Source organism: Pseudoalteromonas sp. APC 3358 (genome assembly GCF_030408075.1).
GTDB lineage: Bacteria > Pseudomonadota > Gammaproteobacteria > Enterobacterales > Alteromonadaceae > Pseudoalteromonas > Pseudoalteromonas arctica.
The window spans coordinates 97,470-120,659 of sequence record NZ_JASDCE010000001.1 but is presented as its reverse complement, the minus strand read 5'-3'; the positions used below and the strand labels follow the sequence as shown (position 1 = coordinate 120,659).

The following is a 23,190-nucleotide window of genomic DNA, read 5'->3' as shown; positions in this document are numbered from 1 at the left end:
ACAACAATAGCGGTTTGCACTCCTTGCACCGTCTGGCGCCAAAGCCAACGCGTTTCATTTAAACAGCTATTTAACATAACTGTTTATGTGTCCCTCCCACGCGTACAAAAGCAGTGACTTGGAAAATGATTTAACAACAAACTTATCATCTTCTTTGTTTTTGTATAAGCGGCTTGAAAATTAATTTAATTTTTATGCATGCTTTTAATTTTGTGAATACTTAAATGCTTGAATCTTCTGCGTTGAGTTTACTACCACCGTTAGTGGTGGTTGTATTGGCTGTTGTATTACGCCGCCCTATTTTATCTTTACTTATTGGTGCTTTAGTTGGTTTAGTTATAGCCGATCCTACACAGGTACTTACTAACTTTGCGAGTACATCGCTAAAAGTAATGACAGACGAAACCATTGGCTGGCTAATACTTGTATGTGGTGGCTTTGGCGCTTTAATCGCGCTATTAGTGCGCACAGGTGGCGCATCGGCTTTTGGCAAGTTAGCCCTTAAATACACTAAAGGTAAGCGTTCATCTTTGTTTATGACCTTTTGTTTGGGTGTAGTTATTTTTATTGATGACTACTTAAATGCGCTTACCGTGGGTGAAACCATGAAACGCATTACCGATAAATTTAAAGTGAGCCGTGAGATGCTTGCCTATGTTGTAGACTCTACTGCTGCACCAATTTGTGTACTTGTCCCTTTATCTACCTGGGCGGTTTTTTTTGGTGGCTTACTCGTAGATAACGGTATTGCTGAAGAAGGCAAAGGGATTGCAGTTTATATCCAAGCCATACCGTATATGTTTTATGCGTGGTTTGCAGTGCTTGTTGTTTTACTTGTTGTGCTGGGTATTATTCCTGCGATTGGTCCAATGAAAAAAGCAGAACAAATGGCACAAATTGAGCAAGCTCAAGTCGACCCTGCTCAATACAATGACGTTCAAACAGCGGATGAATATGCAGTAAAAGCAGCTGAAGAAAACTTTGAAGATGCTGATCCTAAAGGTAAATTACGTAACTTTTTGGTGCCGATTATTTTACTGGTTGCATTTACTGTTTACTTTGAAATAGACGTATACAAAGGCTTACTAGCAACAATGGCGGTCACTCTCCCGTTTTATGCGCTACAAAAATTAATGAGCGTAAGTGAAATGATTGAACGCATGCTTGATGGCTTTAAAAGTATGATCCCCGCGATTGGTACTGTTATAGCTGCGTTTATATTTAAAGATGTATGCGACTTAATTGGTTTGCCTCAGTTTGTTATTGGCAGCTTAAGCCCTTATATGACTGCTGCATATTTACCAGCCGTGGTATTTATTTCAATGGCTATTTTAGCGTTTGCAACAGGGTCTAGCTGGGGTATTTTTGCTGTATCAATTCCGATTGTTATGCCACTGGCAAATGCGGTTGATGCAAACATACCACTGGTCATTGGTGCGCTATTATCGGCTTCTTCTTTTGGTAGCCAAGCGTGTTTTTACTCAGATTCAACCGTACTCGCAGCGCAAGGCTCTGGTTGTAATTTAATGAGCCATGCCGTTACACAATTGCCTTACACGCTAATTGCTGCGGCATTAGCTGTTATAGGCTTTTTAATAATGGCTTAAATTTGCTTAAATAAAAAACCCAATGTAGCAATACATTGGGGTTTATTTTTAGCTGTATAAATAAAGCTTATTTTTGTAGTTTAATACCATTGTAATAGGCATCAAGCGTTGTGATTTTAGTTTGATTTGGTAAATCGGCAAAGTCACTTTCTATAAACTTAGTACCACGTAATTGCACATTTAAACGTGCCGCATTAGGATTAAGCATTGTTTGCTTGTAGTAGTCTTTTATATCTGCAAGCGTTACTTTTTCAACTTCATCAATCAGCTTTTGCTTAGAATCAAAGGTAAAATTTTCACGGTACCAATCGTTTATAAGTGGGCTCATTTCGTCACTTAAGTTTTTAGGCTGCTCTTTAAGCGATACTAGGGTTGAATTTTTAAGCTGCTCAAAAGTCTCTTCGCTCATGTTATCAAGTTCAACTGCGTATTCTTTTTTAAACTTATCAAAACGAGCTTGTATTTCTTTAGGACCTTTAACCGGTGTTTGAATATACAAACCAATTGCTGAGTAATCCTCGATTGGGCGAGCTAATGCACCTACTGCGTATGCAAGTTGCTCCTCAGTACGCATTTTATCAAACGCAACTGTTCTAAAGTGGCTTTGTAATACAGCCGCTTCTGCTTTTTGTTTGTAACCCGCAACAGGGTGAACGGTCATATCAACTACAGCTACGTCAGCTACATCTATATCTTTTTGCAGTACCAGCGTTTCGCCCGGTTGAGGCAACCACGCTTTGCTGCGCGCAAATTCACTGCGTTTATGGTTGCTTGGTAGCGTTGCACTTAATTCGTCTGCAATCGCGTCTATATCTTGCTGATTGTAGTTACCGTAACTAAATACGCGTAAATCGTTTTGTGCAAACGTAGCTGTTTTTAATTGTGCTAAGTCGGCAACACTCACTGAGTCAGCGGCTTTAATAAGTGCGTCTGTATCAAAACCACCTGTACGCGTTAGTTTTGAATACTCGCCAAATGCTTGTGCATAAGGAAACTGTTTTTGTTGGTTTAGTAAATTACGTTTAAAACGATCAACTGCTTGGCTAAATGCTTGTGCTGTTTCATCGGCTTTTAATCCGGTTAAAGCTTGTTTAAGCAATACATCTTGTTTATCTGTGAAACCACTCATAGATAAAACAAGACCATTACTCGGCGCAAGGCTTACACTCATACCAGCGATTGCTGCTTCGGTACTTAACTGACTTTGTTGAATATTGTATAAATCAGCCCAAACAGAATAAAGTACTTCTGCTTTAATATCGTTCAAACCTGGTTGAGTATTTATATAAACTTCGACAAGCCCTTTTGGCTGCTCTGCAAATTTTTGACTTGCTTGGCGCCATACTTTTACACCATTTTTATCGTAAGCAAGCTCAGGGTGTTTTTGCTCTTTAAATGCTTGAGTTTTTATTGCAAAATTTTCAGGCAATAAATTGTTTACAGTTGGTAGTGCTAACTTAAATTCGCTTGGTTTTTTCCAGCTGGCAATTTCATCATCGCCAATATCACTAATGCGGTATTTGCCGTCGTAAAAGTGTAGTTGCGAGTCAGTCTCTTCTTGTTGCGATACATACCAAATACGAAGAGTATCGGCATTTAACTGCTCAAGTACTTTATTTACAGCATCAGCGTCAAATTTTGCATAATAGTAAGGTGCATTAATAGCGTGATTTAACGGATAGTCTTGCATGCTTTGCGTAAGTGAACTTACATAACTAAACTCATCACCTTTTTCTAAAAACTTAAATTGATTATTTAGTGATGTACGAATTTCGTTGAAGTACTTGCTATCAACGCCCTCTTTTTTAATTAAATCGATGTACTGCATAATAGTCGCAACTATTTCGTCACGATTTTTCATGCCTTCATCTGTAAGCTCTGCGTTTACGTTTAATGACCCGTAGTTACCATATTGATTTGGTGCAGCTGAAGCTGACAACTGAGATACCCACCCTTTGTCACGAAGCAATTGCGCTGGGCTGCCCGGCATTTCATTACTTAGTAAATACGCTACAAATCGGTTTGGTTTAAGGGCAAATTCGCTATTATTATTAGCAATGGTGAAATCAAGTTGTAGCTGTTTTACATCTTCATTTGGTGCATAAAACACGCGTTTTCCGCCAGCGTTATCAAAATCAAGTTTTGCAGTTACTGTTGGTTTTTCGATGTTTTTATTTTTTATATCAGCAAAGTATTTTTGTGCTTTTTGCTCCATTTCAGCAATAGGTAAATTAGAAATAAGCGCTACTTTCATGACATTTGAAGAATAATATTTATTATAAAAATCAACCGTTTCTTTATGAAGAGAACTATTTTCTTTGTCACCAAGTGTTTCTAGATTACCAATTAAAAAGCGATTAGCCGGGTGATCGCCCATCATTTTACGCGCTAGTTTAAATTGACCAAAAAAGTCCATTTCGCGACGCATTGACCACTCTGCGTTTACTGCATTTTTTTCTTTGTCTGTGTACTCAGGGTATAACTTAGGTGCTTTAAAAAAGTCGGCAAAACGGTCTAGCCCTTCATCAAACGCGTCGTTATTAATTTTAAACATGTAATTAGTAATATCGAGCCAAGTATATGCATTGTGCGCGCCGCCATTTTTGGTCATAAAATCAGAATACCCTTTTGTATCTGGGTAACGATCAGTGCCTAAAAACAGCATGTGTTCTAAATAATGCGCCATACCCTGTTGCGACATCGGGTCGTGTAGTAAACCTACACCTACACTTAGTGCCGCTGCTGACTTTTCAGCACCAGGATCAGACACTAAAATAACTTCAATGTCGTTTGCTAATTTAAGTGTTTTATATTCGCGGTTATCGTTAGGACTTACAACTAACGTGTCTGATAATAAAGAGGCCGGAGGCGCCACAGAAACCGAAGCTGTATTTGAACAACCACTTAAAACTGCAAGTGCGATAGCACTAAAACCAATAATCTTTTTCATTTTTGTTTTCCATTAAAAAGTATTGCGCAAAATAGCGTGCGCCAATTCAAAGCAATATAGTTAAGCTAAACTAACATTTTCAATTAATAACTTTCTACAAAATAACGCTATTTTGTGTAACACATTGTGAAAAATGTCTTCATAATCGGATATTAGTTGGGAGTCTGCCAACCTTGCGAGATTAAAAATCATTCAATATCAAAAGATACGCAAATTCTAAATAATAATAAGGAAAAACAATGGAAAAAATCATCATACTTGCCATGTTTGCACAAGTTACGCTTTCACTGGTTGTCATGCTCATTATGGGTAAAAGGCGCTTTGCAGCAGCTAAAAACAAACAATTAGATTTAAGCGATTTTAAAACAATGCAATTAGATAAGGCTGGCGACACTATTAGGGTTGCAGATAGAAACTTTTCAAATCAGTTTGAAATACCTGTGCTTTTTTACGCGGGGTGTTTACTTGCACTACAGCTAAATAGCGCCAGTACACTTGTGGCTATACTGGCCTGTTTATTTGTAGCAACACGTATTGTGCATAGTGTTATTCATTTAGATGAAAATAACGTACGCGCACGTTTTAAAGTGTTTTTACTAGGTTGTGCTTGTGTGTTTTCAATTTGGCTTGCGATGGTTTGGCGAGTATTACTTTAAACAGCAAAGTTTAATAATAATGTGGGCGGCTGGTTTACGCCATCCACATTACCGTTAATTTTAATTATTTAGCACGTTTTAAACGAGGAACCGCAAGTAAAAAAGCACCTAAAAGCCAAATTAATCCGCCGCCAGAACTGCTACCTGAATCTGTTGATGTGTCAGAATCAATTAGCGTATTTTCAGTAACAGTAAGACCTGCGGCTGAATTAGGATCATCATCCATTACCGCCACGTTTTGAATAGTCACTAAATTAGCACTGCTAATTGTTACATCAGTGCTTGCACATTGTTCAGCAGTAATACCAACAACGGGTGTTTCACCACAGTGTACTAATGCTGCAATTTTATCTAACGTTGATTGGCTTGCTGCAGTAATTTGTCCAAACACAGTAAAGCCACCGTTTTGCGTATCAAGTGCTGCACTATTGTCTGTAATATTAAAAAACCACTGGCTTGTTGCGCTATTAGCATCACCCGATAGTTTAGCCATCGCAATGGTGCCCTTAACATTAGAAAAAACAGGCTCATTTTCTACAGCAGGCTTTGTGGTAATCGCATCTAGCGAGTCAGAAAATGTAAATCCTCCCCCTTGAATAACAAAGTTACTAACAGAGCGGTGAATTACTGTTTCGTTATATGAATCGTCTTGAACGTAACTTAAAAAATTTGCAACTGTTTTAGGTGTTTGTTGATCAAACAAGTTAATTTCTATGACACCTTGGCTCGTGTTCATTTCGACAATAGTGGCAGCACTTGTAAAGCTTGCTGCGGCGAGTACTGAGCCAAGTAAAAGTTTTTTCATGTTGTATTCCTGTTGTTATATTTTTAGATAATTGTTAATGCGTTAACACATTAATGCCATAGGCGATTAAAATCGATTCTAAAGTGCGAGTTGATACAAATTAGACCGTGTTGATAACAAATTAATTACATATACCATTACTTATATTCTTTTTAGCTATATAAATCTAATTATTTAAAATTAAATCATCTTAAGAGTATGGCTACTTTTTGTTACCTTTAAAAAACACAAAACAACAGGATCTTATAATGCCACACACTAAACATGCAATTTGCGACTTTGGTTTACACAAAGGCGAACCCTATACAAAACTGCCAGCAAGCTTTTTAACCTGGATGATAGGTACTAATCACCGCAAGCGAGAGTATGCGAATACGGAGTTGAAGCGTCGTGAACGTGCTGCCACAAACCAATTAACAGCCCCTTCCAAATAAAATGTAAATAAGTACGTTTTTTTAGCATAGAACTAGTTTAAACTAGCTGCCTGATAAATTAAGTAGACCTTAATCCATAGGTATTTTATGCGTATAATTATTTTATTTTCGGTTATTTTTAGTGTACTCGGATGCACATCTCCTGCTCCTGAATCCGTGTTTAGCGCTACCCCGACTAAATATTTAACTGTTCTTCATACTAATGATAACCACGGGCGTTTTTGGCAAAACGAAAAAGGCGAATACGGTATGGCCGCTCGCAAAACGTTAATTGACTCTTTACGCAATAAAGCTCAAAAGCAAGGTCATGCAGTATTACTACTCTCTGGTGGTGATATAAATACAGGTATTCCTGAGTCAGACTTACAAAAAGCAGAGCCTGACTTTAAAGGAATGTCGCTGATTGGTTACGATGCAATGGCATTGGGTAATCACGAATTCGACAACCCTATTGATGTATTGAAGCAACAGCAAAAATGGGTGAACTTTCCTTTTCTATCAGCCAATATATTTGAAAAGGAATCAGGCGAACACGCGTTTGATAGCTATAAAATATTCAAAAAGAATGGATTAACTATTGCTGTTATTGGTTTAACAACAACCGACACAGCTAAAATTGGTAATCCTCAGTATATTGGGCACTTAGAGTTTAAAGACCCTGTTGACGTTACAGCAAAACTAGCTAAAGAAATAAAAGCTAAGTATAACCCTGACATTACAATCGCCCTGACTCATATGGGTCATTATGTTGATGCTAGCTTTGGTATTAACGCACCCGGTGATGTAACACTTGCTCGCTCACTTCCTGCAAACACCCTTGATATGATCATTGGTGGCCACTCTCAAGAACCTGTATGTATGAGCGATACAAATGTAAATGACGATAGCTTTAAACCAGGTCTTGCCTGTAAACCAGACCAACAAAACGGTACTTACATTATGCAAGCCCATGAATGGGGTAAGTATGTTGGTAAAGCTGAGTTTAAGCTTGAAAACGGAAAATTAACGTTACTAGACTACAAACTGATGCCAGTTAATTTGTATGTAGATAAAGTACAAGCTGATGGCTCAACTAAAGAAGTATTAGCAAACGAGTACATTAAACCAGACTCAAAACTTGAATCTTATTTAGCGGTATACCAAGCTAAAGGCGCTAAACAAATTGAAGGTACCATTGGTGAAGTAGATGCTCGCTTAGAAGGTGACAGAAACAAAGTTCGCTACCAACAAACAAATCTTGCACGCGTAATTATTCAAGCTCAAATGGATGTAGTGGGTGCAGACTTTGGACTAATAAGTGGTGGTGGTATTCGCAGCTCAATAGAGGCTGGTGAAGTGAGCTATAAAGATATTTTAAAAGTACATCCTTTTAAAAATCGTATTACTTACATGGATTGGCAAGGCAGTGATTTATGGGACTATTTAAATACAGTAACGAGCTTCCCACCGGATGCTGGCGCTTATTTGCAATACCATAAACTATCGTTTGAGCGTAAAAATAATCAGTTAGTTAATGTTGTTATTAACGGCCAACCTTTGAACAAAAATAAAACTTACCGTATGAGCTTAAATAGCTATAACGCATCAGGCGGTGATGGCTATCCTGCGCTTACAAATAAAAAAGGCTTTGTTAGTACAGACGAAACAGATGCCCAAGCACTTCAAGATTTTATATCAAAAAACAGCCCTCTTAAAACGGCTGAATTTACTCCTAAATAGCCTCTAATAATAGGAAAGTAACCTTGTTACTTTCCTATTATTTCAATACTGCCCTTTTTAATATTTGCCAGCCCATAACTATGCAAACGAGAACGAGAGCCTTCTCCATAGGCTTTAGGTGGATAATATAACTCTTTTTCGTCGGGATACTCGCTGAGTACTTCATCTAATGCAGCACGTACTTCGCTCAGGGTTTTTTCTAGGCTATTATTAAAGTTAGGCCTTTTTCTAACTGTATGGCCGAGTTCGACCAACCTATAAAAATACTTGTTAGCAAGCTCTAGCAGCTCCTCTGGCACATCTTTATTATGACTAAGCGCTACATCATCGTTATTTGTACAATACTCTACAAGTGCTAAATAAAAGCACAATGGCTTATTGGCTAAACACATTTTTTGTTCTGTATTACAACTACTTGATAATGTTTTATCATTAAGGTCAACAATAAGTATCAACGGCGTAGGCTCTGCAATTGATTGATGCTGTGCATTATTAAACTGCTTATTGCTCTGTTTAATAAACGCAAATTTCACCCAAAAACTAATCAACACACTTAATACTAAAAATATAAAATAGTAAATAAAATGACTCAATGCAAAGTGGGTTTGTTGGACGTTAAATACAACTAATACGAACCCATTACTAGTGCTCAAACTACGTATTATTTGGTGTGAGTTTACAGGTGTTACCATCTCGTTTTTTGGTGCAATAGCAACAACTTTGAGCTCGTTCGAATTAATGTAGCTGTTTAAAGTTTTAATGTAGCTGTTAACTGCATCTTTATTACCTGAATGCTTTAGCAGCTCATTCGATAAATCGAGTAATGGTAAGTCGAGTGCTATTTGCCTCTCTATCTGCGTAATTTTTTGTTTAGCTACTTGCTGGCTTTTTTGAGTTACAGAAATATAAAAGACAGACGACAAAATAAAAAACAAACTTATAATAACAAGTAATTGCTTATACTTACTCATCACCAGCCTCCTCTTTTAAGCCTACTAAGCTGGCGCCACAGCGCCAAAATGGCTGGACGTTTTGATAGTAATGCAAACTTTGATCTTTAGACATATCAAGCAAATTTTCCTGCACTGCGCATAATAAATCAGTGTTGTTTTGCTGCATTTTTAAATACCATCTTGTTCCAGAAATATTATTACTCAATGGCGTAATATAGTTTTTTGAAAAACGTTTTTCGTCGCTCTCTTTCCAAAACGAAGCAATAATATCTACTTTTCCATTAGCGAGTAAATCACGTAATTCGTTATGAGAGCTAGCATAAGTGATTTTCAAATTGGCTAAATTAATATCCAACTCTTTAAACGTTTGCTTTGGTAAAATATGCCCTGATCGGCTGGTCGGATAATCAAGCAAACCTATGCGCTTATCTAAAAAGTATTGTTTAGTGACTCGAGGTTTTTCTTTAGAAGATATAAAAAAAGCCGTGTAGTCAGAAAAACCAACAACGGGCTGGTAGTTATAGGTCGACTCTGCTTTAAAGGCTGCCATAATATTGTTTTTAGCCAAAATTAAGTCAGCAATTCCTTTACCCACAAACTCAAAGCTGTCTGCCGTTCTATACCCCCAATACCCTTTTACAGAGCCATATTGCTTAGCCACCACGTTATCAGAGCATAACTTTTGTGTTAATAACTTAGCTATTTTTTTTGATTGCGTAAAAACAATTAATTGGCCTTTGTTACTTGTTGCAGTTGTTTGACACTCTGTTGAGGTTTCGATCATAACTGGAAAGTGTAATTCATCATTGTATACACTAACTTGACCGCAAACCCACGTAACGACCAACAATAGAAACAAAAATGTAACAATTAACATTTTGTGCAACACGATATTTTTAAAATTCAAAGCAATGCCACTCAAAAATAGACGATATAGTGCATTTGAACAATTTCGCTTACTTATTACAACAAGTAATTTTACCTGTTAAACATAAACTATTGATTTAAAAGCAATGTGAATAAGAAACTATGAATTTTAATGAGTCCTTCCTATCAACACCAAAAGTAAGGACAATTGACCGCATTAGCCTGTAGCAACGCCATGAAATATTCATTAAGGAAGTTCTAATGCATAGCAATATAAAGTACTCGATATCTTCTGCGCTTTTGATTAGTGCAATATTTACAAGCACTGACTCACATGCTTGGGGTCAAAATGGCCACCGCATTGTAGGTAAGATTGCAGAATCTCATATAAGCGAAACAACTAAAGCGGCGATACAACCCTACCTTGATGGTGAATCACTTGCACAAATATCAACGTGGCCTGATGAAATGCGCTCTGCCCCTGGCGAGTTTTGGCAAAAGCAATCATCTCGTTGGCATTATATTAATGCAGCACCAGGAAAATCTTTCAGCTTCAATCACGATCACACTAAAAACAAAGAATCTGTAAGTAATATCCTAGAAGGCATTCACTATTCAATGCAAACGCTCACTGATAAAAATAGCACCTTAGATGCTAAACAGTTCAGTTTACGTTTTTTAGTACATTTGGTGGGCGACAGTCACCAACCATTTCATGCTGGTCGAAGTGAAGATAGAGGTGGCAACCGTATTAAGGTTTCATTTTTTAACGAAGAAACAAATCTTCATAGCCTTTGGGATACAAAGTTAGTTGAGAACGAGAATTTATCGTTTACTGAGTACGCACAATTTATTGATACAAATAACAGCGAGTTAATTGCTGAGTATTTACAAAGCTCACCTATGACATGGGTTGAAGAATCTCATAATTTAGCCACAAAAATTTATAAATATACCAACAACGAAATTGGTTATAGCTACATATATAACAATACTCCAATTATAAAGACGCGCTTACAACAAGCGGGTATTCGATTAGCTGGATTACTAAATGCCCTATTTGACCCTTCTGCAAAAGAGTTAGAAACGGCACTGAAAATGACGACTGACAAATAAACTGTATTAAATTTATATAACCTACACACGGGAAATCAACATTATGACTAAGCTTCGCCTTTCGAAATTAACTGGAGCGGTAATTTTAGCTCTAGGTGTTTCTACAAGCGCAATGGCTGCTGATACTTCATCTGCAATGCGTGGTAAAATCACAACGCCTTCAGGTGGCAGTGCTGCAAACGTTAAAATCAAAGTAATTCACCAACCAACGGGAACTATTAGCGAACTAACTACAAACGAAAGTGGTACGTTTATCGCTAATGGTTTACGTGTAGGTGGTCCTTACATGGTTATCATTGATTCTGATACGTTTAACGATACCACTGTTGAAAATATCTACTTGAACCTTGGTGAAACTTACCGTTTAAGCTCGCAGCTTGCTCCGCTAAACATCGAAAAGATCGAAGTGTCTGGTTATAAGATTGTTCAACAATCAGGTGGCTCTAGCAGTACATTTGGCTCTGACACTATTGAAAATATGCCAAGCTTTAATCGTGACATTAAAGATATTGCGCGCTTAAATCCACTTGCCAGTATTAATGGTAATGGTGAGCTAACGTTTGCAGGTAGTAACCCTCGTACCAACGGTTTAACAGTTGACGGTATTGGTCAAAATGATGACTTTGGCTTGAACTTTGGTGGCTACCCGACTTCTCAGCCTCCAGTAGCACTTGACGCTATTGAACAAGTTTCTGTTGATGTATCTCCTTTCTCAGCTTCTAAAGGTAACTTTGGTGGCGGTACTATTAACGCAGTAACAAAGTCTGGTACGAATGAGTTTAAATTCTCTGGCTTTTATGAAATATCTACTCCTGAGATAGCTGGCGATGTTGATAATATTGTACAAGAAGACGATCTTGATGAGCTAGGTCATAAAACTTACTCTACAAATAAAGTAGAGCCGATTAAAACTGAAGAAAGATTTGGTTTTAATGTCGGTGGAGCGATTATTGAAGATGAACTGTTTTATTTTGTTAACTATGCAGAATGGTCAAGTGAATTAGATCTAGATTACGGCTTTGACGGTTCTGGTGCTTCAAATGAATTTAATACTTCTGAAGCTAACTATAATCGTTTCATTTCTATCTTAAATAATGAATACGGCTTAACTGATTCATTAGCCGGTGCGCCAGAAGATACAAACAAAAACTTGCTTGTTAAATTAAGCTGGAACGCAAGTGATGACCATCGTTTAGATTTCACTTATCAATGGCAAGACGACCAAGATGAGCGTAATTCTAGCACAGGCGGTGATAATATAGCCTTAGTTTCAAGTACTTATGCATACGTAACTAAGTTTAATAACTTTTCATCTAAGCTTTACTCTGATTGGACTGAAAACTTTTCAACAGAAATTGGTGTGTCGTATAAAGATGTTACCTCTGATAGCGCAACTCGCTCTAACTTAGGAAGCATTACTGTTGAGGAAGACGGTCGAAATGGTCCTTCTTACAACTTTGGTACAGATCAATACCGCCATGCAAACCGTTCAGAAACACAAAATCTAACTTTTACGTTAGACGCTACGTATTTAATGGATGAGCATGAAATAAACTTTGGAGCTCAGTACGAGTCACTTCGTTTATATAACTTGTTTGCTCAAAACTCTCTTGGAACGTGGAAGTTTGATAGCTTAGAAAATTTTGAAAACCGTGAGATTGGTTCTTATGATTTCTCTTATCAAAATGCTTACACTAATGATTCAGCTGATACAGCATATGATGTAAGACGTAACCAGCTAGCGCTTTACATAGAAGATACTTTTTATGTAGGTGACGATTTAGAAGTTACAGCAGGTATTCGTTATGAGCGCTTATCATCTGATGATAAACCAACTCTAAATGAAAACTTTGCTAATACGTATGGCTTTACTAACCAAGAAAATCTTGATGGCCTAGATATTATACTTCCTCGTGTTGGCTTTAAGTACTACGTAACAGAAGCGCTTACTATTAATGGTGGTATTGGTCGTTTCCAAGGCGGCATTCCAAATGTTTGGTATAACAATTCATTCCAAAGTGATGGCATTACTTTAGTATCAGCACAAAACGATGTAATTAATGATTACTATGCAAATAACACAGCTGATATTACTCAGGTTCCTGATGAAATAAAAAATACATTAGAGCAAGGTGCTGGTAGCGTTGCGTATATCGACCCTGACTTTAAATTGCCTTCAAGCATTCGTACTCAAATAGGTTTTGAATATGAGTTTGATTCTGAACTATTAGGTGATGGCTTTAAATGGCAAGCTGAAATTGCTTACCATAAAAAAGAGAATGAAGCGGTATGGCATAATTCGTCTATTAACCCAGTAGGCTTAGCAGCGGACGGCGAACGTGTTATCAATCAAAGTATTTACAGTGGCGATAATGTTGACATAGAAATGACTAATTCATCGGATGATGGTCGTTCAATTATTATTTCAACGGGTATTGCTAAACAATGGGACAATGGCCTGTTTGTATCGGCAAGCTATGCTCACCAAGATGTTACAGAATCATCAGCAGGTTCAGCTTCTCAGGCAGAAGGTAACTATAAGCACAATATTACAGTAAATCGTAATGAAGATATTGCAGCACGTGGCTTTTACGAAGTTGAGCACAGCTTTAAAATTAACTTAGCGTATAACACTGAATTTTTTGAAGGATATGCAACCAAGTTCAATGTTTATTTTGAACGTCGTTCAGGTCGCCCATTTAGTTACACAATGAATATGTATAAAGATGAAGACTTAGGTGATACTAGCTCTTTATTCACTAATGGTGCTTACTTACCTTATATCCCTACAGGTGCTGATGATCCGAATGTAAATTGGGCTGATTCTAAAATGACTTGGGCTGAGTTAGAACCGTTATTAGAGCGTGCTGGTATATCTCAACGTGGTGGGGTCTTAGGTAAAAATACAGCAACGCAACCTTGGGTTACTACAATGGACGTTAGCATTAAGCAAGAAATACCTGGCTTTGCTGAAGGTCACACTGGTGAGGTTTATCTAATGATTGATAATTTCGCAAACCTTCTAAACAGCGATTGGGGTGTAGAAAAACGCTTAGGTTACTCTAACCAAACTATTTATGACTTTGGTGGTCTTGATGACCAAGGTAGATATAAAATAGACAACAGCTTTGGTGGTGCGGATGTGCGTAATTACTCGCAAATCAGTTCATCGTCATCAGCTTGGCAGGCTAAAGTTGGCATTAGCTACAAGTTTTAAGTCTTAAAACTGCATCAATAACTTGTTAAGTTATTTGTAAGTTACAATAAACCCATTGCAAAATTGTAATGGGTTTTTTGTTTTTCACACCCCAATTTCACATGTTTGTCATAAAGCCCACGTAATATATACCCCGATATAGAGTTATTGCTCAAAAAAACACTCAAATAGACAAAAATAGTACTATTTATTAAAAATATATTGCAGTTGTATTTTATTTGTAACGAATAAATAAGGTACACTAGTAAAGGATTTTGAATAAATGAACTTCAACTGTTTATTTTGCAAAATTTAAAATAAAAATATAAAAATTTAATTAATAACTACACGGGAAAATTAAATGAAAACTCAATTACGCAAAACAGCTCTTTCACTTGCTATTGCAGCATGTGTTGGTGTAAGTGGCGCTGCAATGGCTAACGAAACGACCTCTGCAATTAAAGGTCAAGTAATGGGGCCTAACGGCAACCCAGCAGCCGGCACTAAAGTAACAATTTTACACGTACCTTCTGGATCAGTAAAAACAACTGAAGTAAATGACGCTGGTTATTTCACAGCTAAAGGCCTGCGAGTTGGCGGTCCTTATAAAGTAGTTGTTGATTCAGATGTATATGCAGACCAAGAATTCAATAACATTATTCTTAATATTGGTAACGATTACCCAGTAAACGTTTCTCTTGAGTCACAATCAAGCATGGAACAAATTGTAGTTTCTGGCGCGCCAATTAGCTCTATGTCTGGTGGTACTGGTCCGGCGTCTACATTTACGCTAACTGATCTTGAAAATACACCAGCTATTAACCGTGATTTAAAAGACATTATTCGTATCGACCCGCGTATCACAATTGATGATAGCCGTGGTTCAATTAACTGTGGTGGTGGTAACCCTCGCTACAATAGCTTAACGCTAGACGGCGTTCGTATGAACGATAACTTCGGCTTAAGCTCAAATGGTTACCCTACTATTCGCGCCCCTTTCTCTTTTGATTCAATTGAACAAGTTTCAGCTGAACTTGCACCGTTTGACGTTCAATACGGTGGTTTTACATCGTGTAACATTAACGCTGTAACCAAATCTGGTGGCAATGATGTTCATGGCGCTGTTTTCTACGATTACACTAGCGACTCTTTCAAGGGTGATAAAATTGAAGGTGATGACGTTGATAACGGTAATTACACCGAAAAACGTTACGGCTTCAACGTAGGTCTTCCACTAATTGAAGATAAACTATTTTTATTTACTTCATATGAAAAACTTGAAGGTGTTCAACAGTTTAACTACGATGGTTTAAGCAGCGGCAGTGTAACTGCTGATGATATCTCGCGTATCACAAGCGTTGCTCAAACTGTATATGGTTACGATGTAGGCGGAATGCCTTCAAGTATGCCTGTTGAAGATGAAAAAATCTTAGTTAAACTAGATTGGAACATCAACGAAGATCACCGTGCAAACTTAATCTATAACTACAACGATGGTAATACTGTTTCACAGTCAGATACTGGCTCTAGCCGTGTATCACTATCTAATCACTTTTATGACCAAAGTGCAGAATTCACTTCAATCATTGCATCTGTTTACTCTGATTGGTCAGATGACTTCTCTACTGAAGTTCGTATTGGTAAGTCTGAGCTAGATGCAACAGTACAATCACTAGATGCAGCAAGCAGCTTTGGTGAAATGCAAATTCGTACCGAAGATGGTGGTACAGTTTATATTGGTCCAGATGACTCACGTCAATCTAATGACTTAGACTACGATACAACTACATTTAAAGTTGCAGGTACTTACTACCTTGATCAGCACACAATTACTGCTGGTTACGAGTTCGAAGAGTTAGATGTATTTAACTTATTCGTTCAGCATACTGAAGGTGAATACCGTTTCAACAATGTTGATGATTTTGAAAATGGTATTGCAAGTGCTGTTTACTACAACAATGCTGCTGCTACAAATGATCCAAACGATGCTGCTGCGAGTTTTTCGTACGCTCAGCATACATTTTACGTGCAAGACGAGTATTCGTTTACTGACTTAGACGCAAATATTACGTTTGGTTTACGTTACGATAAATACACCAGTGATGATGTACCTAACTTAAATCAAAACTTTACTGATCGCTATGGCTACAGTAACCAAAGTACATTTGATGGTATTGATTTAATTCAACCTCGTGTAGGCTTCCAATGGTACGCGACAGATGCACTTGAAGTACGTGCAGGTGTTGGCTTGTTTTCAGGCGGTAACCCTAACGTTTGGTTATCTAACTCTTACTCAAACGACGGCATTACTAACATTAGTGCAAACCAGTTTGGTTCTATCGACTTGTTCGCAACACCTAATGTAAATAATGGTACTCCAGGATTTGAAATACCTCAGTCTCAATTTGATGCAGTAGCTGACACTGTAATCGGCTCAGGCGATTCACAAGCAAACGCTGTTGACCCAGACTTTGAAATCCCATCAGAGTGGAAATACTCACTTGGTGCAACGTACACAACAGAAAATGAATATGTAATCTCTCTTGATTACTTATATTCGAAGAAAAAAGATGCTGCGTTAATGCGTGACATCGCACTTCAAGATTCTGGCGAAACTACGTTTGACGGCCGCCCTATTTACGAATCAATTGAAGGTCGTTCAAACGAATACTTACTAACAAATGTAAGTGGTGATAGCGGTGATTCATCAGTTATCTCATTAGCGGTTAGCAAGATGTTTGATAATGGTGTAAGCGTTAACTTTGGTTATGCCTACACAGATTCTGATGATGTTAACCCAATGACAAGCTCTGTAGCTGGTTCAAACTACGGTAACATTGCCCTAACAGATCCGGGTAATCCAGGTGTTGCTTCATCTGATTACGAAATTCCACATCGCTTTACTATGACTCTTGGTTATAGCCATGAGTTTGTTGATGGGTTTGCTACTCGCTTTAACCTATTCGGTGAAGCATATAAAGGCCTACCTTACAGCTACACGTTTGATGATAGTGATAAAGATACTTTTGGTGACAACAACTGGAATGGTAACCGCCAGCTATTGTATGTTCCACTTGAAAACGATCCTAACGTTGTTTACGACATGAGTGCTGCTGATATCAATGAATTCAATGAGTTTATTGCATCAAATGGTTTAGAACGTGGTCAAACGACTAGCCGTAACGCAGAAAACTCTGATTGGTTTGTTAAGTTTAACTTTAAGTTAACGCAAGAGCTTCCTGGTTTTATGGAAGGTCATAAAGGTGAAGCGTTCTTTGTAATTGATAACCTTACAAATCTGTTAAACGATGATTGGGGCGTACTTAAAAAAGGTCCTTTCGTAGGCGCTAGCATGATTAAAACGTCAATTGATGATCAAGGCCGTTACGTTTACTCAGGCTTTAACGGAAATAATGCAAATACATCAGTGCAATCAGATGCATCTGTATGGCAAATGCGTGTAGGTCTTCGTTACACTTTCTAATTTAGAACTGTAACCTAAAACATCTTTTAAAAGCCCACTTTGGTGGGCTTTTTTTATGCCTTTAATTTGTTATTTAACTTTTCAAAAATACTAACTAGCACTTCGTATTCTTCGTTGGTTAAAGTGCTCAGTAATTGTTTTTCCCAATTCAGTGCATCGGGCGTTATATTTTCATATAAGCTTTGCCCTGCTTGGCTCAGCACAAGTAATGCTGCGCGTTTGTCTTGCTCATTTAGCTCACTTCTAACTAAACCTTTATCTATTAAAACTTTTACCGCGCGCGACACTGTCGACTTGTCCATATTTGCTTGCGTGCATAAATCCTTTGCGTTGCTTTGGCCATACTGCGCTAAATTAGCAAGTATTCGCCACTGGGGAATATTTAAACCGTACTTAGTTTGATAAACCTCGGCAAAGTCGTTACTTACACGTGTTGCTACATTCGTTAATTGATAAGGTAAAAACGTTGCTAAATCAATTTTCATTATTGTTTATCCCAGCTTTGTAAGGTTTACTTTGGTGTTCATTAATATTTACGCAGATGCATAGTTGCACATTTGATATTAGTCTCACTTGAGAGTATCTTAACTGAAATAAAAATAATATTAAACCAACCCCCCTCTCACAGGAGTCAGTAATGGCGACACAATTAAGTTATATGACAGGTTTTGGTAATGAATTTGAAACACAAGCGCTACCCGGTGCATTGCCAATAGGACAATTTAGCCCACAAAAGGTTAAATACGATTTATACACCGAGCAATTTAGTTCGACTGCATTTACAGCTCCTCGCGCTTCAAATCGCCGCACTTGGTTTTACCGCCTTCGTCCGTCTGTAGTGCAAGGTGATTACCAAGCAATTGATAACGGCCTAATAAGAACAGCCCCAATCACTGAAGCCGTAACACCACCAACAATGCTACGTTGGAACCCTATTGATATGCCCTCGCAACCTACTGATTTTATTGATGGCTTGGTAACGATGGCAGCTAATGGCAGCGCTAATGGGCAATCAGGTATTGGCATTCATGTATATGTCGCTAATCAGTCAATGCAAGGGCGTTACTTTTGCAATGCTGATGGAGAAATGCTGTTTGTCCCTCAGCAAGGTGAGTTATTAATTCACACCGAGTGCGGCAAGTTAAGTATTAAACCAGGTGAAATTGCTGTTATACCCAGAGGAATTAAGTTCTCTGTTGATTTAATTGATGATACAGCCCGTGGTTATATTTGTGAAAATTATGGCCATGCGTTAGAGCTTGCAGAGCGAGGACCTGTTGGTGCAAACGGTTACGCCAACGACAGAGACTTTCAATACCCTGTAGCTGCCTTTGAAGATAAAGAGGGTGACTTTGAACTTGTTTCTAAATTCAACGGTAATTTATTTAGCTGTGAAATAAAGCACTCTCCTTTTGATGTGGTTGCATGGACCGGTAATAGCTCACCCTATAAATACGACTTATCGCGTTTTAATGTAATAAATACAGTGAGCTTTGATCACCCCGACCCGTCTATATTTACCGTGCTAACCTCCCCTTCTGCTACAGAGGGTATGGCAAATGTCGATTTTGTGATATTTCCACCGCGTTGGATGGTAGCCGAAAATACATTTCGCCCGCCTTATTATCACCGCAATATTATGAGTGAATTTATGGGCTTAATTGAAGGTGTGTATGATGCAAAAGAGCACGGCTTTGTACCTGGTGGCGCAAGTTTACACAATTGTATGTCGCCACATGGGCCTGAAGCCGACGTATTTGAAAAAGCGTCAAACGCTGAGCTTACACCACAAAAATACGAAAACACATTGGCCTTTATGTTTGAGTCGCGCTATATAATTTCACCGACAAAATATGCATTAGAAGGACAAGAGCGCCAACCAAATTACACCGATTGCTGGCGTACTATTAAAAAACAATTTACAGGTTCACAGGGTTAATTATGAAATTATACAGCTACTTTCGCTCATCAGCGGCTTATAGAGTGCGTATAGCGCTTAACTTAAAAGCAATCGATCATGAACTTGCTATTGTTAACCTTTTAAAATCAGAGCAGCTTGGGGAAGAATACTTAGCGACTAATCCGCAAGGGTTACTACCTGCACTTGAAACCGATGATGGTGTTTTAGCACAATCGCTTGCAATACTGGAATGGCTTGATGAAACTTATCCGCAATCGCCATTAATTACAGGAACTGCGTGGCAAAAAGCACAAATAAGAAATTTAAGCTTTGCCATTGCCTGCGATATTCATCCTGTTAATAATTTACGCGTGCTGAAGTATTTATCGAACGAATTAGGTGTTGATGACGAGGCTAAAAATAAGTGGTATCGACATTGGATAGAAGTTGGTTTTGAAAAAATAGAACTGATGCTAAACGAAAATGATGACTACTGTTTTGGTAATCAACCAACACTTGCTGACATTTGTTTAGTGCCGCAAGTATTTAATGCAATTCGTTTTAACGTAAATATGAGCGCTTATCCAAAAATTGCAGCTATTTACGAACACTGTAATAAATTAGCTGCATTTAATGATGCTGCACCGCAAAATCAACCCGATGCAAATTAAGCTAGTTCAGTAACTAACTAGAGTTCAGGTTAGCTAGCTTTGTAGCGCACTATGAATAACCGTAATGTGCTCAATTAAATCTAAGCCCAGATCAGTTAAATATCCGCCATCTGGGCTATCTATAATCCCTTTTTCAAATAAACGTTGCGCTGCACTAAGTAAGCTTGGCTCTGCGTCTGAGTGTAATTTAATACCCTGCATTTTACTGTCGCGAGGAAACTTCGCTAATAGTGTGAATTCTTCGATCATTGTTTGATTAAATTGCATTGTGTGCACCTTTTTATTTGAATCCAAGTTGTTCTGTGAGTAACTAAGTTTATAATTAAAATCACTTTGTGTACTTTACACTAGCACGTTTTTTAGCTTAATGTATTATTTTTAACCCTCCCTATTTAAAGGCCTCTAATGCGTAACTTTTTAATTCTATGCTTTTGTTTTAGCAGCTTATCGTATTCAATACTTAGTGAAGCAACAACCCTTAAAACCCATTCAATTATTGATGCAAACCAGTTTGTAAATGAAGAATCAAACTGTTGGTACGACAACAAACGCTATAGCGAAGGCGCATTAATACAAATTCACTCATTTACACTTTTGTGCGGTGCTAAAACACCCCAGCACAGTAACAGCCAACTCATTTGGCTTAAAATAGATAAACAGGGTAATGCTATTTACCCAACAGCTCCTAAAACAATCACTGTGAATTAGCGCTAAAAGATGATTTGAGCTACAATGCACGCAGTTTAAATAAGTAGTATGGCTATGGATAATCAACCTAAAAACCCTTTACATGGGGTAACGTTAGAACAAATACTTGTTGAGTTAGAACAGCGACTTGGCTGGAGAACACTTGGCGAGCAAGTAAAAATCAAATGCTTTACTGATCAACCGAGCATTAAATCGAGTTTAAAGTTTTTGCGTAAAACGCCTTGGGCTCGCGATAAAGTGGAAGCACTTTATATTCACACTATAAATAACAAACCTATTCGTAGACCAAAAAGTGCGCCGAGAGAAACATCTTCTCAAGCGCCGGATACAACAGGGTTTGTTTGGCCATCAATTAAAAAATGATGTAAAAAAGGAGCTAATTTAGCTCCTTTTTTGATTGTAATTAGCGCGATTTATTGCTCTTTGCAAATCACATTTAATGAGGCCGGCTCAATAGTAATAACGAGTTTGTGAGCAGTTTTAACTTCACCGTCAAGTACGTACTTAAGCTCTCCTTCGCCTGTCACCTCGACTCTTTTAGCATTTGTATGATGCGAATTTATAGCTAAATGTGTTTGCGTTAAACTGCTAAACATCAGTTCTGCAATACTCAATATTGTCGTAGAATTTTCATTATTTGGTGTTAGCCAATTCACATCAAGAAGCCCGTCACTATGATTTGGCTGCCCACCACCTTGAGCCAATAACGTTGTAAAAGGCGCAGCATTAGCCACAATAAAGCTATTTGTACATATTTCTTTCGGCTCATTATCATCGAGTTTCACACTAAGTAACTGTGATTTTTGCTCGCCAAACGCTTCAAAAAAGCCATTTAAATAGGCAAGTTGCCCCGACTTATTTTTCGACTCTCTATCTGCTTTTTCTATCATAGATTGCTCAAAACCAATACCCGCGAGTAGTAGTACTAATTCGTTATTACAATAAGCGGTATCTATTGTGCTTGTTTGACCATCTATAATTAAGTCACAAGCTTGTTCAACAGGAATAAATTTAGAGCTAATCCCCATCAATACATGCGCAAGTGCGTTTGCAGTCCCCATTGGTATAATACCTAGCTTACATTTTGTATTTACAAGTACGCTTGCAACTTCGGCCACTGTACCATCGCCTCCACACGCTATTATCATGTCTGGTTTTTGCGTAATCGCTTGTTTAGCAAGCTCAATACCGTTTACGTCTTGTGAAGTAGTAAGTACTTTTAAATCGTAATAGGCCGATAACCGCGCAACAATTAAGTGCTCTTTTTCTTGCCATAATCGTGTACCAGATACTGGATTTGCAATTAAAACTGCTTTGTTTTTAATCAGCAGCTCGCCTTTTTTATGACGCTTAGCTAAATGACGAAGCTGATGCTTATTTAAGTTTGCGGTTTCGCGGGTTTCCTTTATTTGTGCAAGTACTTCATGTACATCTGCATTTTTGTTTTGACTCAATAAATAAGCCGCCATTACAAAAACAGACCGCCCACGGCCTAAAGCACAATGTACAACTACGCGACGGTTTTCTTTAATATGATGATGTATCCAATTAATAGCCTGATTTAACTGAGAATGGGTAGGAATACTATGATCGAGCACCGGAATGTTTAAGTAATTTATATTCTCTTGTGTTGAACTCCACTCGAGTCCGTCGAATTCACACGTAACGTCTAAAATTGCAGTAATTCCGTTATCTTTTAATGTGTCTATGTCTGAGGGAAATAATCGGCAAGCTAAAAATAGGTTTTCGTTTATTTTTTGAATTGGCGGCACTTTATCGCGCTTACGTGACCAGGCATTATAAATTTGCACACCAAATAAAAATGGCACAAACGCCCAACGTATATAAAATGGGATCACCCCATTTTCACGTTTTCTAAATATTTTTGCTGTATTAAAAATATATGCGGTACTCACCAATAAAAGTGACAGTGCAGTCCAATAAAAAACAATAGCAAAGTAAACAGAGTTTACTTCCCAACCAATAAAAATAAGTAGTAATGCTAAAAGTGAATAACCAATTGCAGCCCACATAGTCTCTCCTTTGTGTAAATAATTCCGATTTTCTAATTTTAATTTAAACGGCTTTATGTACTCTTTTGCAAATATCACGCCATATAAATGG

General features: G+C 37.8%; 18 protein-coding genes. 11 read left to right on the top strand and 7 right to left on the bottom strand.

Annotated features, from left to right (window positions below; genetic code table 11):
* The first annotated feature begins 224 nt into the window (after positions 1-224).
* Entirely contained in the window at positions 225-1,607 is a 1,383-nt protein-coding gene (locus QL995_RS00520) for a Na+/H+ antiporter NhaC family protein (RefSeq protein ID WP_290291571.1), read from the top strand.
* Positions 1,608-1,674: 67 nt separating this feature from the next.
* Here QL995_RS00520 and QL995_RS00515 read toward each other — a convergent pair whose 3' ends face one another.
* Entirely contained in the window at positions 1,675-4,557 is a 2,883-nt protein-coding gene (locus QL995_RS00515; RefSeq protein ID WP_290291568.1) for an insulinase family protein, read from the bottom strand.
* Between the two features lie 239 nt (positions 4,558-4,796).
* Here QL995_RS00515 and QL995_RS00510 point away from each other — a divergent pair, with 239 nt between their 5' ends.
* Positions 4,797-5,213: an MAPEG family protein gene (locus QL995_RS00510; protein WP_290291564.1), complete on the top strand. Its 417-nt coding sequence runs from the start codon at positions 4,797-4,799 to the stop codon at positions 5,211-5,213.
* Between the two features lie 64 nt (positions 5,214-5,277).
* On the opposite strand, the gene QL995_RS00505 is transcribed toward QL995_RS00510, so the two are convergent.
* Positions 5,278-6,018 (bottom strand): peptidylprolyl isomerase, encoded by a 741-nt coding sequence (locus QL995_RS00505; RefSeq protein WP_101163565.1) that lies wholly within the window; start codon positions 6,016-6,018, stop codon positions 5,278-5,280.
* A 248-nt stretch (positions 6,019-6,266) separates the two neighbouring features.
* Between QL995_RS00505 and QL995_RS00500 the strand changes: the two genes are divergently transcribed.
* Both QL995_RS00500 and ushA read left to right on the top strand, forming a co-directional pair.
* Positions 6,267-6,452: a hypothetical protein gene (locus tag QL995_RS00500; protein WP_169045135.1), complete on the top strand. Its 186-nt coding sequence runs from the start codon at positions 6,267-6,269 to the stop codon at positions 6,450-6,452.
* 87 nt (positions 6,453-6,539) lie between these two features.
* A complete protein-coding gene (gene ushA, locus QL995_RS00495) occupies positions 6,540-8,171 on the top strand; it encodes a bifunctional UDP-sugar hydrolase/5'-nucleotidase UshA (RefSeq protein WP_121953579.1) in 1,632 nt (543 codons plus the stop codon).
* 26 nt (positions 8,172-8,197) lie between these two features.
* On the opposite strand, the gene QL995_RS00490 is transcribed toward ushA, so the two are convergent.
* Both QL995_RS00490 and QL995_RS00485 read right to left on the bottom strand, forming a co-directional pair.
* A complete protein-coding gene (locus tag QL995_RS00490; protein ID WP_290291552.1) occupies positions 8,198-9,142 on the bottom strand; it encodes a hypothetical protein in 945 nt (314 codons plus the stop codon).
* The gene (locus QL995_RS00485) at positions 9,135-10,001 is read right to left on the bottom strand and encodes a hypothetical protein (RefSeq protein ID WP_029751213.1); all 867 of its coding nucleotides are present in this window, start codon (positions 9,999-10,001) and stop codon (positions 9,135-9,137) included. Before QL995_RS00485 ends, QL995_RS00490 begins: the two co-directional genes overlap by 8 nt.
* A 251-nt stretch (positions 10,002-10,252) precedes the next feature.
* Between QL995_RS00485 and QL995_RS00480 the strand changes: the two genes are divergently transcribed.
* From QL995_RS00480 to QL995_RS00470, 3 genes are all read left to right on the top strand, one after another.
* The gene (locus QL995_RS00480; RefSeq protein ID WP_007582418.1) at positions 10,253-11,107 is read left to right on the top strand and encodes a S1/P1 nuclease; all 855 of its coding nucleotides are present in this window, start codon (positions 10,253-10,255) and stop codon (positions 11,105-11,107) included.
* A 43-nt stretch (positions 11,108-11,150) separates the two neighbouring features.
* The gene (locus tag QL995_RS00475) at positions 11,151-14,324 is read left to right on the top strand and encodes a TonB-dependent receptor (protein WP_290291541.1); all 3,174 of its coding nucleotides are present in this window, start codon (positions 11,151-11,153) and stop codon (positions 14,322-14,324) included.
* Between the two features lie 340 nt (positions 14,325-14,664).
* On the top strand, positions 14,665-17,787 hold the full coding sequence (locus QL995_RS00470) for a TonB-dependent receptor (RefSeq protein ID WP_290291539.1): 3,123 nt from the start codon (positions 14,665-14,667) through the stop codon (positions 17,785-17,787).
* A 53-nt stretch (positions 17,788-17,840) separates the two neighbouring features.
* Here the strand turns inward: QL995_RS00470 and QL995_RS00465 are convergent, their stop codons facing one another.
* Positions 17,841-18,272 (bottom strand): MarR family transcriptional regulator, encoded by a 432-nt coding sequence (locus QL995_RS00465; protein ID WP_165728353.1) that lies wholly within the window; start codon positions 18,270-18,272, stop codon positions 17,841-17,843.
* A gap of 152 nt (positions 18,273-18,424) precedes the next feature.
* Between QL995_RS00465 and hmgA the strand changes: the two genes are divergently transcribed.
* Positions 18,425-19,726 carry a homogentisate 1,2-dioxygenase gene (gene hmgA, locus QL995_RS00460; RefSeq protein WP_290291534.1) on the top strand — a complete coding sequence of 434 codons (1,302 nt, stop codon included), beginning with the start codon at positions 18,425-18,427 and terminating at the stop codon, positions 19,724-19,726.
* Between the two features lie 2 nt (positions 19,727-19,728).
* Positions 19,729-20,358 (top strand): maleylacetoacetate isomerase, encoded by a 630-nt coding sequence (gene maiA, locus QL995_RS00455; protein ID WP_197150548.1) that lies wholly within the window; start codon positions 19,729-19,731, stop codon positions 20,356-20,358.
* A 33-nt stretch (positions 20,359-20,391) separates the two neighbouring features.
* On the opposite strand, the gene QL995_RS00450 is transcribed toward maiA, so the two are convergent.
* Positions 20,392-20,625: a TIGR02647 family protein gene (locus QL995_RS00450; RefSeq protein WP_007582405.1), complete on the bottom strand. Its 234-nt coding sequence runs from the start codon at positions 20,623-20,625 to the stop codon at positions 20,392-20,394.
* A gap of 138 nt (positions 20,626-20,763) precedes the next feature.
* On the opposite strand from QL995_RS00450, the gene QL995_RS00445 reads away from it, so the two are divergent.
* Positions 20,764-21,066: a DUF1496 domain-containing protein gene (locus QL995_RS00445; protein ID WP_008134362.1), complete on the top strand. Its 303-nt coding sequence runs from the start codon at positions 20,764-20,766 to the stop codon at positions 21,064-21,066.
* 54 nt (positions 21,067-21,120) lie between these two features.
* The gene (locus QL995_RS00440; RefSeq protein ID WP_010553962.1) at positions 21,121-21,429 is read left to right on the top strand and encodes a VF530 family protein; all 309 of its coding nucleotides are present in this window, start codon (positions 21,121-21,123) and stop codon (positions 21,427-21,429) included.
* A gap of 50 nt (positions 21,430-21,479) precedes the next feature.
* On the opposite strand, the gene QL995_RS00435 is transcribed toward QL995_RS00440, so the two are convergent.
* Positions 21,480-23,099 (bottom strand): diacylglycerol kinase family protein, encoded by a 1,620-nt coding sequence (locus QL995_RS00435; protein ID WP_290291526.1) that lies wholly within the window; start codon positions 23,097-23,099, stop codon positions 21,480-21,482.
* Positions 23,100-23,190 lie beyond the last annotated feature (91 nt).